Annotated in this window: 14 protein-coding genes, 1 tRNA gene and 1 pseudogene; 14 read left to right on the top strand and 2 right to left on the bottom strand. The window is 58.2% G+C overall.

What is annotated here, in order from left to right:
- Positions 1-4 precede the first annotated feature (4 nt).
- From ACP7EY_RS08955 to ACP7EY_RS08890, 14 genes and pseudogenes are all read left to right on the top strand, one after another.
- Positions 5-81 (top strand) — tRNA-Met (locus ACP7EY_RS08955).
- 71 nt (positions 82-152) lie between these two features.
- Positions 153-254: pseudogene (locus ACP7EY_RS08950) on the top strand (hypothetical protein); the annotation flags it as partial.
- Complete coding sequence (locus ACP7EY_RS08945; RefSeq protein WP_426192586.1) at positions 247-1,515, top strand: tyrosine-type recombinase/integrase; 1,269 nt, start codon at positions 247-249, stop codon at positions 1,513-1,515. The pseudogene ACP7EY_RS08950 and the gene ACP7EY_RS08945, both read left to right, overlap by 8 nt.
- Positions 1,516-1,538: 23 nt before the next feature.
- Positions 1,539-2,285, top strand: a complete 747-nt coding sequence (locus ACP7EY_RS08940) for a hypothetical protein (RefSeq protein WP_426192584.1) — start codon at positions 1,539-1,541, stop codon at positions 2,283-2,285.
- A gap of 198 nt (positions 2,286-2,483) precedes the next feature.
- On the top strand, positions 2,484-2,714 hold the full coding sequence (locus tag ACP7EY_RS08935; protein WP_426192582.1) for a helix-turn-helix transcriptional regulator: 231 nt from the start codon (positions 2,484-2,486) through the stop codon (positions 2,712-2,714).
- A gap of 280 nt (positions 2,715-2,994) precedes the next feature.
- A complete protein-coding gene (locus ACP7EY_RS08930; protein ID WP_426192580.1) occupies positions 2,995-3,393 on the top strand; it encodes a hypothetical protein in 399 nt (132 codons plus the stop codon).
- Positions 3,390-3,695, top strand: coding sequence for a hypothetical protein (locus tag ACP7EY_RS08925; protein WP_426192578.1), 306 nt, complete (start codon positions 3,390-3,392; stop codon positions 3,693-3,695). Before ACP7EY_RS08930 ends, ACP7EY_RS08925 begins: the two co-directional genes overlap by 4 nt.
- Complete coding sequence (locus tag ACP7EY_RS08920; RefSeq protein ID WP_426192576.1) at positions 3,692-4,057, top strand: hypothetical protein; 366 nt, start codon at positions 3,692-3,694, stop codon at positions 4,055-4,057. Before ACP7EY_RS08925 ends, ACP7EY_RS08920 begins: the two co-directional genes overlap by 4 nt.
- The gene (locus ACP7EY_RS08915; protein ID WP_426192574.1) at positions 4,054-4,371 is read left to right on the top strand and encodes a hypothetical protein; all 318 of its coding nucleotides are present in this window, start codon (positions 4,054-4,056) and stop codon (positions 4,369-4,371) included. Before ACP7EY_RS08920 ends, ACP7EY_RS08915 begins: the two co-directional genes overlap by 4 nt.
- Positions 4,368-5,603: an AAA family ATPase gene (locus tag ACP7EY_RS08910; protein WP_426192572.1), complete on the top strand. Its 1,236-nt coding sequence runs from the start codon at positions 4,368-4,370 to the stop codon at positions 5,601-5,603. The genes ACP7EY_RS08915 and ACP7EY_RS08910 overlap by 4 nt, the downstream gene beginning before the upstream one ends.
- The gene (locus ACP7EY_RS08905) at positions 5,600-6,055 is read left to right on the top strand and encodes a hypothetical protein (RefSeq protein ID WP_426192570.1); all 456 of its coding nucleotides are present in this window, start codon (positions 5,600-5,602) and stop codon (positions 6,053-6,055) included. The genes ACP7EY_RS08910 and ACP7EY_RS08905 overlap by 4 nt, the downstream gene beginning before the upstream one ends.
- Positions 6,052-6,345, top strand: a complete 294-nt coding sequence (locus ACP7EY_RS08900) for a hypothetical protein (RefSeq protein WP_426192568.1) — start codon at positions 6,052-6,054, stop codon at positions 6,343-6,345. The genes ACP7EY_RS08905 and ACP7EY_RS08900 overlap by 4 nt, the downstream gene beginning before the upstream one ends.
- A 139-nt stretch (positions 6,346-6,484) precedes the next feature.
- Positions 6,485-7,138, top strand: coding sequence for an HK97 family phage prohead protease (locus ACP7EY_RS08895; RefSeq protein ID WP_426192566.1), 654 nt, complete (start codon positions 6,485-6,487; stop codon positions 7,136-7,138).
- A complete protein-coding gene (locus tag ACP7EY_RS08890) occupies positions 7,135-8,325 on the top strand; it encodes a phage major capsid protein (protein WP_426192564.1) in 1,191 nt (396 codons plus the stop codon). Before ACP7EY_RS08895 ends, ACP7EY_RS08890 begins: the two co-directional genes overlap by 4 nt.
- 1,700 nt (positions 8,326-10,025) lie before the next feature.
- Here the strand turns inward: ACP7EY_RS08890 and ACP7EY_RS08885 are convergent.
- Together ACP7EY_RS08885 and ACP7EY_RS08880 are read right to left on the bottom strand one after the other, a co-directional pair.
- Positions 10,026-10,643: a hypothetical protein gene (locus ACP7EY_RS08885; protein WP_426192562.1), complete on the bottom strand. Its 618-nt coding sequence runs from the start codon at positions 10,641-10,643 to the stop codon at positions 10,026-10,028.
- Positions 10,644-10,663: 20 nt separating this feature from the next.
- Positions 10,664-10,981, bottom strand: a complete 318-nt coding sequence (locus ACP7EY_RS08880) for a hypothetical protein (protein WP_426192560.1) — start codon at positions 10,979-10,981, stop codon at positions 10,664-10,666.
- Between the last annotated feature and the right edge of the window lie 320 nt (positions 10,982-11,301).

Genomic DNA, 11,301 nt, shown 5'->3' with positions numbered 1-11,301 from the left:
GTCAGGTGATATAGCTCAGTTGGTTAGAGCACAGCATTCATAATGCTGGGGTCGGTGGTTCAAGTCCACCTATCACCACCAAAAACACGGCAAAGTATTACCAAGTTTGCCTAGAAACCCCTAAGAAATCAAACGCTTAGGGGTTTTTTTACGCCTGTACTGCCAAAGTTTGCCCATTGACACCCATGTATTTTCGGGGCAGTCTTGGGGGTCGGACGATGCCCCCAAAGACTGGATGCCCCCAAGATGCCTAAAATCGTTGTCCCCCTTTCTGATAAGTCGATCAAGAACGCCAAGCCGCGCGAGAAGGCATACAAGCTGGCAGATGGTGGCGGCCTGTACCTCGAAGTGATGCCTACTGGCGCGAAGCTGTGGCGGATGAAGTTCAAGCAGGCCAACGGCAAAGAAAGCCGACTTGCCTTCGGCGCCTACGACGAGGTGTCGTTGCTGGATGCGCGACTCAAGCGAGAGGCTGCGCGCAAACAGGTGGCGGCTGGCGTTGACCCCGGCCAGGCGAAACGCATCGATAAGCAGCACAAGGCTACGGCCGCCGCAAACACGTTTGAGGCAGTCGCACGCGAGTGGCATGCGAACAAGCTGGAGAGCTGGCAGCCGCGCACCGCCGCCAACATCATTCATCGTCTGGAGGTCGACATATTCCCGCTGATCGGCAAACACCCTATCGCACAGATCAAAGCGCCTGTCATCCTGGACGTGCTGCGCCAGATCGAGAAGCGCGGGGCATTGGATATGGCCAAGCGCCAAGGCCAGGTATGCGGCCAGATATTCCGCTACGCGATCGCATCGGGCAAGGCCGATACAGACCCCGTGCCCAGCCTGCGCGGCGCCCTCAAGCCGACAACGAACGGTCACCATGCGGCCATCACCGCCGACGACCTGCCGGACTTCCTGCGAGCCTTCGCCAAGATCGAGGGGCGCATGTTCGTGCCAACCCGCGTCATGTTCCGGCTGATGATGATGACGTTCGTGCGGACTAGCGAGCTCACCGAAACGCCATGGTCCGAAATCGACCTGGTGAACGAGTCATGGGTGATCGACTGGCACCGGATGAAGATGGGCAAAAAGAAGGTCAAGCCGCGCAAGGTCAACCACCATGTGTTCCTGCCGCGCCAGGGGTGGGACCTTCTCCGCGAGCTGCACGAAATCACCGGCGGCAATACCTACCTGTTTCCCAACCAGCGGGACCACACGAAGCCGGCCACGAACTTCGGCATCCTGGCGGCCCTCAAGCGCATGGGCTACGCCGGCAAGATGACCGGCCACGGCTTCCGCTCGCTGGCCATGGGCGTCATCAAGGAGCGCATGGGCTACCGGCATGAGGTGGTCGACCGCCAGCTGTCGCACGCATCTGGTGACGCCTATGGGGAGGCATACGACCGGGCCCTATTCCTGGACGAGCGCCGCGTGATGATGCAGCAGTACGCCGACTACCTGGACGCGGCCGCCGGCGGCAAGGTTATTGCCGGGCGCTTTGGTAAGACCGCTCAAAACTGATTCGCCAATAGCAAAGGATGAACATGGATATTAATGAACTCCCAGACCTTTCCGACTGGCGCTTTGTCGAAGTGTGGACAGTGGAAGAAGCGGCAATGCTGTGGGCTGCAATTGACCCATGGGACCATGAAACTCGCCGGTTAAATGAGCTTCGTGGAATAGTTCGGATAATGCAATATAAGAAAGCTGGAACTTATCAACGCGCGATTGCAGAGGCAGTATGCGCTGGAACACTTCCGTTCGTTAAGGCATGGGAATTACACGAAGATTATCAGAACGGGTCATGGGCAAAGGAAGTAAGTTTCCCCGATCTTCCTGACAGCAATACAATAATTCATCACATGACGCGTATATCTCAAGCCGCATTTATGAAATGGGTAAAGAGCAAAAACATTCCGTCATATCGTGAGTTTGTTATTAGGAGTCAGCAAAAACCGGTCGATGGAACTGTGACGATTGTTGCCGTCGATGATGGCGAAAACACGGCGGCGTCTGAAGTGCAGTTACTTCTGCCGCCAGCTTCTTATCTTGATCCAAACCACCCGCGATATACGGTCAAATTGAAAGCCGCAATCCAAGCTTGGGAGACGGTCACTGAACCGCCACCTGGCCGTACCGCCAAACAAGCGCTTGAACAATGGCTTACGGACAACGCTGCCGATTTAGAGCTAACCCATCCAGACGGTAAGGCGATGACCGACGCAATCAGAGAAATTGCCAAGATAGCGAACTGGCAGTTAAAAGGGGGGCCGCCAAAGACCCCGGGCTAACCTACCCACCCTTTAACTCGTTGATATTGAATGATTTTTTTAACCATCACCCCCATTAGCTGGATTAACCCACCCCCCTATTAAGCCTGAAGGACGGGTATGTTTTCGTAACCTACCCAGCTATTCGGCGCTGCTCTGCCTGCCTAAGATTGCATCAATCCGCTGAACTTCGGCGGCAACATGCAAAGGTAGGCAACCATGGCACATCAAGCATCAGAACCAAGCAAGACCCTTCCAGTAGACGGCATGAGCCGCTGGAAAGAGCTCGAACCATTCTGCCCATTCAGCCGCGAGAAGTTCCGCCAACTGGTCTTGGCGGGCAAGGCGCCACCAGCACACCGCCTGTCGGAGCGCTGCACCGCATACCAAAACCGCGAGCTGCACCGCTTCTTTGCCGATCCGGTAAATTACCGCGTCGCCGGCAAGTGATGGAAATGCAAATGATTCCCTTGACATCGCTCAAAGCGCTGACGCATACTCCGTGCAAGTGCTTGAAAACACGATTATCTAGCGGTATGCCACCCCGACAGTCTGTGGTATTTTTTACGCCTAATGGTTTTGCTTCCATGGGCGCGATGGGGCATGAACACAATACCCGCAAGGGGAATAGTGCCCGCTCGGCTAGATACGAGTTTTCAACATTCGCGCCCACCAATCCGCTTGAAAACGGATTGATGGACTTTCAAAAGTCTCATCTAGGAGCAAGGCCATGACCCCGCACGCCCCAGGTACGTCCGTACCGACCACATCCCCACACCAGCAAGAACAACTCTCAGCACAACGCAAAGCGAACGACGACGCCGCTTGCGCCGTCATGCTCGACATCATGAGCCCAGCCTGGCCCCCATCCGCCGGCGGCGCCCAGGTGGCCACCAGTGCACTTTCGGTCGACCAGCTGATGCAAGCCGCGTTCTTCAACGGCCGCACGCCGCGCAGCGCCGAATACAAAGCCGGCACCCGCGCAGTTCTCGAAAATCGCATCGAGCGGAAAGACATCATCCCGACGTACCAAGCCGGCACCGCCGAGGCGGACGCTTTCTTTGCCGGCCTGGACGAAGGCAAATCCATCTGGCGCGCGGCTGTCGCCAAGATCGGCGGTGCAGCATGAGCCATTCCCCTCATATCCCAATGCACCGGCCGTTTTCGTGGCTTCCCTATCGACTTGAAGACAGCTCTGATGCCCGCTTTGCCGCAATGGTGAAGACAGTGGCGCGCGGCGCGCAAACCATCGCAACGATCGTCCAGAAGGATTTGATTCATGCCAGCGCTGGCGTGCAGCCACTGTTGTCGGTCGATGACCTTGATGGGCTGGTTGGCCTGATGGTTTCATCGCTCAACTTGATGACTGGCGCCGCAGAGGACCGCATCGATTACCTGGAAGCCGAAGCGTTGAAGGGAGCTAAAAAATGAGCAACCCAGCTTTCAAACATGCGAGCCGTCCGAGCTATGAGCTTCCAAACCTGATGAAGGCCATCGGTGACGTTGACGGCGGCGAGCCGCTTGACGACGGAATGCGCAATGCGGTGGGCGCTGCTTCCTCGCATGCCAACAACGCGAAGGAGACCCTGCTGATGGGGATTGAAACCATCGGAAACCTGATGATGCAGCTCTCGCAGATCAGCGAAGCGGTTGATGATCGCGATCTGATCGGCATCGGCGGCATCATCCGCCACATGGCAGTCGAGGTGCAATACCTGATCGACGTTGAAGACGAAATGGACGGCATCCTCAAGCGCGATAGAGAAGCATCGAAGAAAGGGGCTGCCAAATGACGAACCCACTCCACCAGCTCGATTCGATGGTCGCCGCCGGCATGCAGCCGGTGCGCCGTGAGGTATGGCTGGGCCTCGGATTCAGACCTCCGAAGCGCTGCGCCATTGCGATCGATACTGCCGTGCTCCCCACCGCCGCTGACTGCCGGCCGGTTATTGGGCTCGACATCATTCTGACCTACCACGGCGACACGACGCGTTACGGCGCCCTGCGCGCGCTGTGTGGTGTTCTTGCCGCCGCGAGCCCCCGCCGACTTGTCGTGATCGACCTGGACATAAAGCGGGTCGCATTTCTGAAACTGGGGACGCCATGAAAATTATTGAAGGGTTCGCCTTGGAGCCGGCACATGCGGCCTTGCTCGCCGAGCGCACCGCCAGCCGCGCCATGATCGAAGATGCGCGCGTGGTCAAGATTCGGTGTGGCGCCAGCATTAAGCCACTGGCCATCGATTGGCTGTGGCCCGGCTGGCTACCTGCTGGCAAGCTGACCATCCTGGCCGGCGCCGCCGGTACTGGAAAGACGACACTTGCGCTCGGCCTGGCCGCCACCATCACCACCGGCGGCCGCTGGCCTGATGGCGCCGTCACGAAGCGCAAAGGAAACGTGCTGGTGTGGTCGTCCGAGGATGTGGCAGACGATACGCTAGTGCCGCGTCTGATCGCGTCTGGCGCCGACCTGAATCGCTGCCATTTCATCGAAGGCATTGTGCAGCATGGGGAGAGCGTCCCATTCGATCCGTCCCAGGACATACCGGAGCTGCACCGCGCTGTGGAGCGCATCGGCGGCGTGTCCTTGCTCATCATCGACCCGATCGTGTCGGCGGTCGCTGGTGACATGCACCGGGCGAACGATGTGCGGCGCAGCCTGCAAGCGGTGGTCGACTTCGCAGAGGCGCACAGCTGCGCTGTCATCGGGATTACGCACTTTGCCAAGGGCGGCGCCGGCAAAGCGCCACAGGACCGCGTAATCGGCTCCCAGGCGTTCGGCGCGCTGGCCCGCATGGTGCTGGTGACCGCAAAGGAAGAAGACAGCACACGCCGCGTTCTGGCGCGCGCCAAGTCCAACATTGCACCGGACGATGGCGGCGTAGCCTACTCCCTGGACCTGGTGACGATCGCCGGCGGTATCGCGGCAACGCATGCCGTTTGGGATGGGATCATCGAAGGGACAGCCAGAGAAATCCTCGGGGACGTCGAAACCGAAGAAAATTCGGACGGCGGAACCAGCGACGACCTGGAACAAATGCTGAAAGACACCTTGTTTGATGCCGGCGGATCGATGACGACCAAGGCACTTATGGCCGAGGTGCGCGACTCCGGGCACTCATGGGATACAGCCAAGCGCCTGAAAAAATCAATGGGTATCGAGTCCAAAAAGCTCAGCATGGGCGGCCCTTGGATGTGGTTCTTGCCAGCAACTAGCCCCCGAAGGGAGCACGAAGGGAGCGAAGAGCGCACACATAATAATGTGCTCCCTTCGCTCCCTTCGGCGCACCCTTCGGAGATTATCGCGGGATTGACCGGCACGATCGAGGTCGACATATGAGCCCGCAGACTCTCATTGATGACTGTTCCGCCGCCGGTGTTTCGGTGCACCTGGTCGGCGCCACGCTGAAATTGCGGGGCTCGCCGAATGCGGTAAATGCGGTGGCCGAGGCGGTGCGCGCCAACAAAGCGGCGTTGCTCGCCTATCTGTCGGCCGCGCCAGCTATCGACCTGGTAACCGAATTTATGACGGTCGACGGCATGACGCGGGAAGAAGCTGAGGCCATGGCCGCCATCTCAATTCAGCCGCGCACGCCGGCCATCTGGCTGTACATGATCGCGGACCTGAACAGCCTGATTAACGCCTACTGCGCCAGCGCCAAGGTCAGTGACGAAGCCAAGCAGCGCATGCGCGCCGCCAGCTACTCGCAAAGCTTGGCCAGCATCCCGCACGCCATTGACTGGTTCCGGGCTGAACTGCGCGCCCTTGAAAAAACTGAAAGAAAAAAATGACCAATAAATTTGTCCCTACAAGCGATGCCGCAGCGCTCTCGAAACAATCCGCCGCCTTCATGCGCGCCGCCAGCGACCTCATGGAAATCATCAGCAAAGAACTACCGGCGGAACTCCAAGCATCAATGATGCAAGTGATCGACGGCGGCGGCCGCGTCGGCCTGGAGGTCACCGTCGACCGTCATGCAAACAACCTCATGAGCCTGGTTGCGGTGGAGCGCGAAGGCCGGCACCGCACCTTGGCGACTGTCGCTGTCGTAGGCTCCGGAAACGGAGGGGTTGCACATTGAAATCGAAAATCGTATACTTGCCTTGTGACATGGTGCGCGGGATGCCGCCAAGTCCACTTCAACAGCAGCGCGGGATGCCTGCCGAAGTTAATTCAACACCTTTGACGGTGTTCGTTTTCGCTCGGATAAAAGGAACCACATGACGCTGCAAATCTCACTGCCACTACTCGAACTTCGCTCGGAATCTCAAGGCCTCATATCCGGTTACGGGGCGGTTTTTGGGGGTGTCGACTCCTACGGCGACACCATCATCAAAGGCGCCTTCCGCGAAACGCTGGCCCAGCACAAGGCCAACGGCAGCGCACCTGTGATGCTCTGGGCGCATAAGCCTGAATCACCAGTAGGGCGATGGACCGAAATGTTCGAGGACGCACGCGGCCTCAAGCTCACGGGCCAGATCAACATGAGAACCAGTGCCGGCACCGACGCCTTCGAGCACTTGCGGGCCGGCGACATCAACGGCCTGTCAATCGGATACCGCGTGCCACAAGGTGGTTCCGAATTTCGGGAGGGCGTCAATTTCCTCAAGCGGATCGACCTGGCCGAAGTCTCCATCGTCTCCGTCCCTGCCGACTCTGCCGCCCGCATCAGCTCCGTCAAGGCGCAAGCGATCAAGCCGGCCACCGTACGCGCCCTGGAAGAGGCGCTCAAGGAAATGGGCTACTCCAGGAACGAAGCGCGAAGCATCGCAGCCAAGGGCTTTAGCGGCCTCGGCTCGGCGCCAGACAAATCCAACGAACTTATTGCGGCACTCTCCGCCGCATCACAACTCTTTACGAAAGCTCCACAATGAAAAACCACACCAACAGCACGCCCCTTCTGACCAAATCGGGCATGCAAGCCGGCGATGATAACGACGTTGCCGCAGCAATCACGACCTTTAGCAAGGCGGCCAACGCCCGCATCGACACCACAGACAGCAAGGTGAAAAGTCTGACCGAACTGGTATCGGGCGTCAAAGCGGAAGTCATGGAACTGGCGCAGAAAGCAGTACGCCGCCCCGGTGGAGGCAATTCGTCAGACGACGAGTCCACCGACAGCGTCAGCTCGATCGTCTTGAAAAGCGACGGCCTGGACCTGATCCGCGCCGATGCGGTCAAGAACCTGCGCATCTCTGTAAAGGGATTCGGGCTCGGTCAGAAAGCGGCAGTGACCAACACCGACACTCACGCCCGCGCAGAACGCGACACCGAGATTTACGGCCCACTCGGCCGCCGCACCGCGGTTCGTGACCTACTGGTGACCCGCCCCACCACCGCCCCCAGTATCGAGTACCTGCTCGGCACCCGCACCGGCAGCGCCGCAATCCAAGCGGCCGAAGGTGACCAGAAGGCCGAGATGGCACTGGCCTTTGAATTGAAGCAGGCGCCAGTCCGCACGATTGCAGTCTGGATTCCAGCATCCCGCCAAGCGCTTGACGACGAGGCGCTGCTGGCCGACTACATCGACACCGAGCTGCGCGACGCCCTGCAACTGACCGAGGATGCCCAGCTCTTGAAAGGCAACGGCACCGGCGTCAACATCAACGGGCTGTGGACCCAGGCAGTGGCCTACAGCCGCGCGGTGGTTGGTGACTCGCCAAGCGACACCCTCCGCCGCGCCATCACTCAGGTGCAGCTGGCGCGCGGGGTGGCCACTGGTGTGGTCATCAACCCGATTGGCCTTGAACTGCTCGAGCTCGACAAGGACAACGAGGGACGCTACCAGCTGGCCTACACGGTGACCGATGCCGACGGCCGCACCAGCGTGTGGCGCGTGCCTGTGGTGGTCACCGATGCCCTGGCCGCCAATGAGTTCCTGGTGGGTGACTTCTCCCGCGCAGCCCGCCTGTATGACCGCCAGCAGGCCACCGTCGAAATCGCCACCCAGCACGCCGACTTCTTCACCCGCAACTTGGTGGCCATCCTCGCCGAGGAACGTCTGGCGCTCGCGGTGAACCGCCCTGACATGCTGGTGAAAGGCACCTTCACCACGGTGTAACGATCTCCAACGGGCGTAACTCATGAGTGGCCCGAGTCCGATAACCATGAGACCCTGCCGGCGTCGAGGGACGAAGCGGCAGGACTGGCCCAGCCCGCAACGGCTGGGCTTTTTATTGGGCGGCGCCGGCAGGGCACCACCAAAGCGCGCCAGCACGCCCAGGGCAGGACCGCTCCCTACCTCTTTGCACACACCCGCGAATTGAAAACTTTTTTCCTGATGCGTTTTCAGAGTTCTCCCTCACTGGGGGAAGCAGATAGATGCGCGCAAATCTGCCCGCATCTCACGGTGAAAGCAGGTGCCGTGAGATGCGTCCAAAATTGGTTCTATCTCACGATGCACTGAAGATTCGCCAAAAGGTGCTGCGTACTGCGCAGACCCTTTGCGAGTAGCTTTAAACGACTCGCGAAAATGTCCGCAATTTGTCCGCAAAGTGTCCGGGTTTGTGCGTGACTTATTTTCACTCGCAAATTTGCGCCATACCCGAAGTAAGTCACAAGGGTGGCATTTCAAATGCGGCCCTATCTTCGAACCGTTCGATGATGCGCTGAAAAGTCAGCCCATCCGCCGCTGGCGGCCGGCGTCGGCCTGCCCACAGATTGTGGTTGGCGCCGCAAACTCAGGAATTTTGGTTCAGGGCTGAAAATTTAGCCCAGTCCGTCCACCGTTGGTGGTTGGAGGTTTTACGGCCAAGTCGTAGAAGTGATGCACCCCCGGTAGCATCACTCGTAGGGGGTGGATTTCAAGTCTGACCCTAGTGGCCACGACCGGATCAAGTTTGCGCCCGTCGACCGGCTGTATTGCCAGCGGGTTAGACGACCCGAATATTTGGGCCATCGTTTCGGACCGTCACTTTGGCGGCGATCGAGACCCCCGGTTTGAGACAGCCTCAGTTGTGGAGGTCTTCCACACGCTGTGGAGTATCGCCAGTTATGGCCACACCCCGCGGTGCGGGAGGTCGGCGCAGGGTCGACCAGAGGCGGGGCGGGTCAAAAGTTCCGAAAAGCAACACATAGGACACCGCATGTTCTCCCATTCACAGAAAAAATCCCCCTTTGAGGGCATGTTAATCAAACGCTTTTCAGCAAATGCCGCACCGCGCCGGCCACTCCGTCATAGAAGAAACCGCCCTACATGCGGCGCTTCCCTGATGTTAAAGCCGTGTTAAAGATTCAAATCAATCATCAGATCGCGGAAGCCGCCGCGAGCTGAACAGCCGATCTTTTTTGGGGGCATTTTTCGGGGCATGTTCCGGAATCAATATCTGCACAGTGCCAGCTGGTGCGGCTTTCAGGCCACAATACTAGTCCACCTATCCCACCAAGAATTCCAGAAACGCCCCCGAGTAAGCAAGGACTTGGGGGATTTTTTGCGTTTGGGTGGACGAAAACGGGCGGCGGCCGGCGCAGGGAGGCGGGCGTGGGGTGGGGAGCGTTGCATCCGGCAAATGGGCACTGGGTAGTCAGCAAGCGTGGATTGTGCGGCCACGGAAGAGCACGTGCCTGTTTGCGAGATGTGCCGTTCAGTTCTACTCCTCGACGGCGAAATATTCACAATGAGTTTGAGAACTCCGCACTTGAAGATGGTCTGATCACTTCCGTCCTCAATTTCGCAGCCAAGGCAGGACTCGCGTCCATTTGTCAGATGTGACCCTCAGCATTTCTCCTCATAAGAAAACTAGGTTTGCTGACGGGCAAGAACTACCTATCCAACTTAGGCCGGAGGTACTGCTCAGTCTCTGCCAACGCGAGCTTAATCTCTTCTGTGTATTCATTTCTCTGGAAATCGCTCGTGTCGTACATCACGTCTCTTTTCTTCGCAAGCATATCGCTATATAGGCCCCGAGTTTCTGGATCGAGAGATGGATTTGAAGATGCAAGGTAGGCTCGGATAGCACTACCAAGCTCTTCCACAAGGGCCAGCAGGGATTTGAATTTCTGGTGAACGGCATCGCCCCACACGACCTCCCCTTCGATAAGGTCAGTCTGAAGGTCGCTATGCACTGCCACCAGTTTCCCCCATCGCCCTTCGTAAGCGAGGACCAGTCCACGATACTCGCTGTCCTCCCTTCCGAGCGGTGGCTCTCCCTCCTTGGCCTGCACTCGCTCGTACGTCAGCGTGTGGTAGCGTACGTCCTTGATTGCATCCCGCAGCCTGAAAGTCTGACGGAGCAGTCTTCTCGCAAGCTCGTATTCCACTCCACCTTTGAGCTGTCGATTCCACGTTCTCAGTCCAACGATTGCAACCACCATCCCGACGCAGGCGGCGATACCAAGAATTAAGTCTTTGAATGCAGTAACATTGTCAGGATAGGTCATGATTGCGCTCCGGCTTCACATCAGTGTCCGTTGCGGAAATAGTCAAGCTCTGCGCAGCCTTCACCCAGCGCCTCATAGTCCAGCGTAGTCCAGAACGAGCAATGCAGCTCTTGCCCCACGGTGAACAGACAAACAATCTCTTCTTCGTCAATGTTGTAAATGACGGCCTCGACGGCTGGCTTCAGCTCCCCGGTCGCCGTCTCCCAAAGCGTTGTGCTTCCTCCCTTCTCGAACTGCATGCCAACGGTAGGCACAAAGGGTAGATCAAGGTCGCATACGTACCCACCAGCCATGGAAGAACCATTGACACGACGAACAATCAGTTTGACTTTATGCACGGTAATCCTTTGGGTGATTGAACAGGACCACCAGCTTAACCCCGGCAGCAGCGGTTGTACACGCTCACCACCTGTTAGAAATCGACCGTTGCCCCCCTTCGGCATGCCTTCCAACCCTGTTAGTAAATTAGCCCTCCCTTAACGCCGCGACGTAGCATTCATCTCCGCCCTCATGGCTCGCCGGGTGCCGTTCGTCGTTGCTGTCAGCAGCGGTTGTAAACTGATACACAGCAGCGATTGAAAACTGATACACCGATTTGAGAAGATGGCTGCTTTGCGGAGCAGCCTTGAAACCCAACGAGGTGTATGTGGAAATTCAG

It is taken from the genome of Massilia sp. DWR3-1-1, assembly GCF_049898325.1.
Classification (GTDB): Bacteria; Pseudomonadota; Gammaproteobacteria; order Burkholderiales; family Burkholderiaceae_D; genus JAFCUW01.
This window is presented reverse-complemented; position numbering and strand designations above follow the sequence as displayed.

Coding starts and splice junctions, on each gene's coding strand:
- ACP7EY_RS08945 (WP_426192586.1), top strand. CDS start 247: ATGCCTAAAATCGTTGTCCCCCTTTCTGATAAGTCGATCAAGAACGCC.
- ACP7EY_RS08940 (WP_426192584.1), top strand. CDS start 1,539: ATGGATATTAATGAACTCCCAGACCTTTCCGACTGGCGCTTTGTCGAA.
- ACP7EY_RS08935 (WP_426192582.1), top strand. CDS start 2,484: ATGGCACATCAAGCATCAGAACCAAGCAAGACCCTTCCAGTAGACGGC.
- ACP7EY_RS08930 (WP_426192580.1), top strand. CDS start 2,995: ATGACCCCGCACGCCCCAGGTACGTCCGTACCGACCACATCCCCACAC.
- ACP7EY_RS08925 (WP_426192578.1), top strand. CDS start 3,390: ATGAGCCATTCCCCTCATATCCCAATGCACCGGCCGTTTTCGTGGCTT.
- ACP7EY_RS08920 (WP_426192576.1), top strand. CDS start 3,692: ATGAGCAACCCAGCTTTCAAACATGCGAGCCGTCCGAGCTATGAGCTT.
- ACP7EY_RS08915 (WP_426192574.1), top strand. CDS start 4,054: ATGACGAACCCACTCCACCAGCTCGATTCGATGGTCGCCGCCGGCATG.
- ACP7EY_RS08910 (WP_426192572.1), top strand. CDS start 4,368: ATGAAAATTATTGAAGGGTTCGCCTTGGAGCCGGCACATGCGGCCTTG.
- ACP7EY_RS08905 (WP_426192570.1), top strand. CDS start 5,600: ATGAGCCCGCAGACTCTCATTGATGACTGTTCCGCCGCCGGTGTTTCG.
- ACP7EY_RS08900 (WP_426192568.1), top strand. CDS start 6,052: ATGACCAATAAATTTGTCCCTACAAGCGATGCCGCAGCGCTCTCGAAA.
- ACP7EY_RS08895 (WP_426192566.1), top strand. CDS start 6,485: ATGACGCTGCAAATCTCACTGCCACTACTCGAACTTCGCTCGGAATCT.
- ACP7EY_RS08890 (WP_426192564.1), top strand. CDS start 7,135: ATGAAAAACCACACCAACAGCACGCCCCTTCTGACCAAATCGGGCATG.
- ACP7EY_RS08885 (WP_426192562.1), bottom strand. CDS start 10,643: ATGACCTATCCTGACAATGTTACTGCATTCAAAGACTTAATTCTTGGT.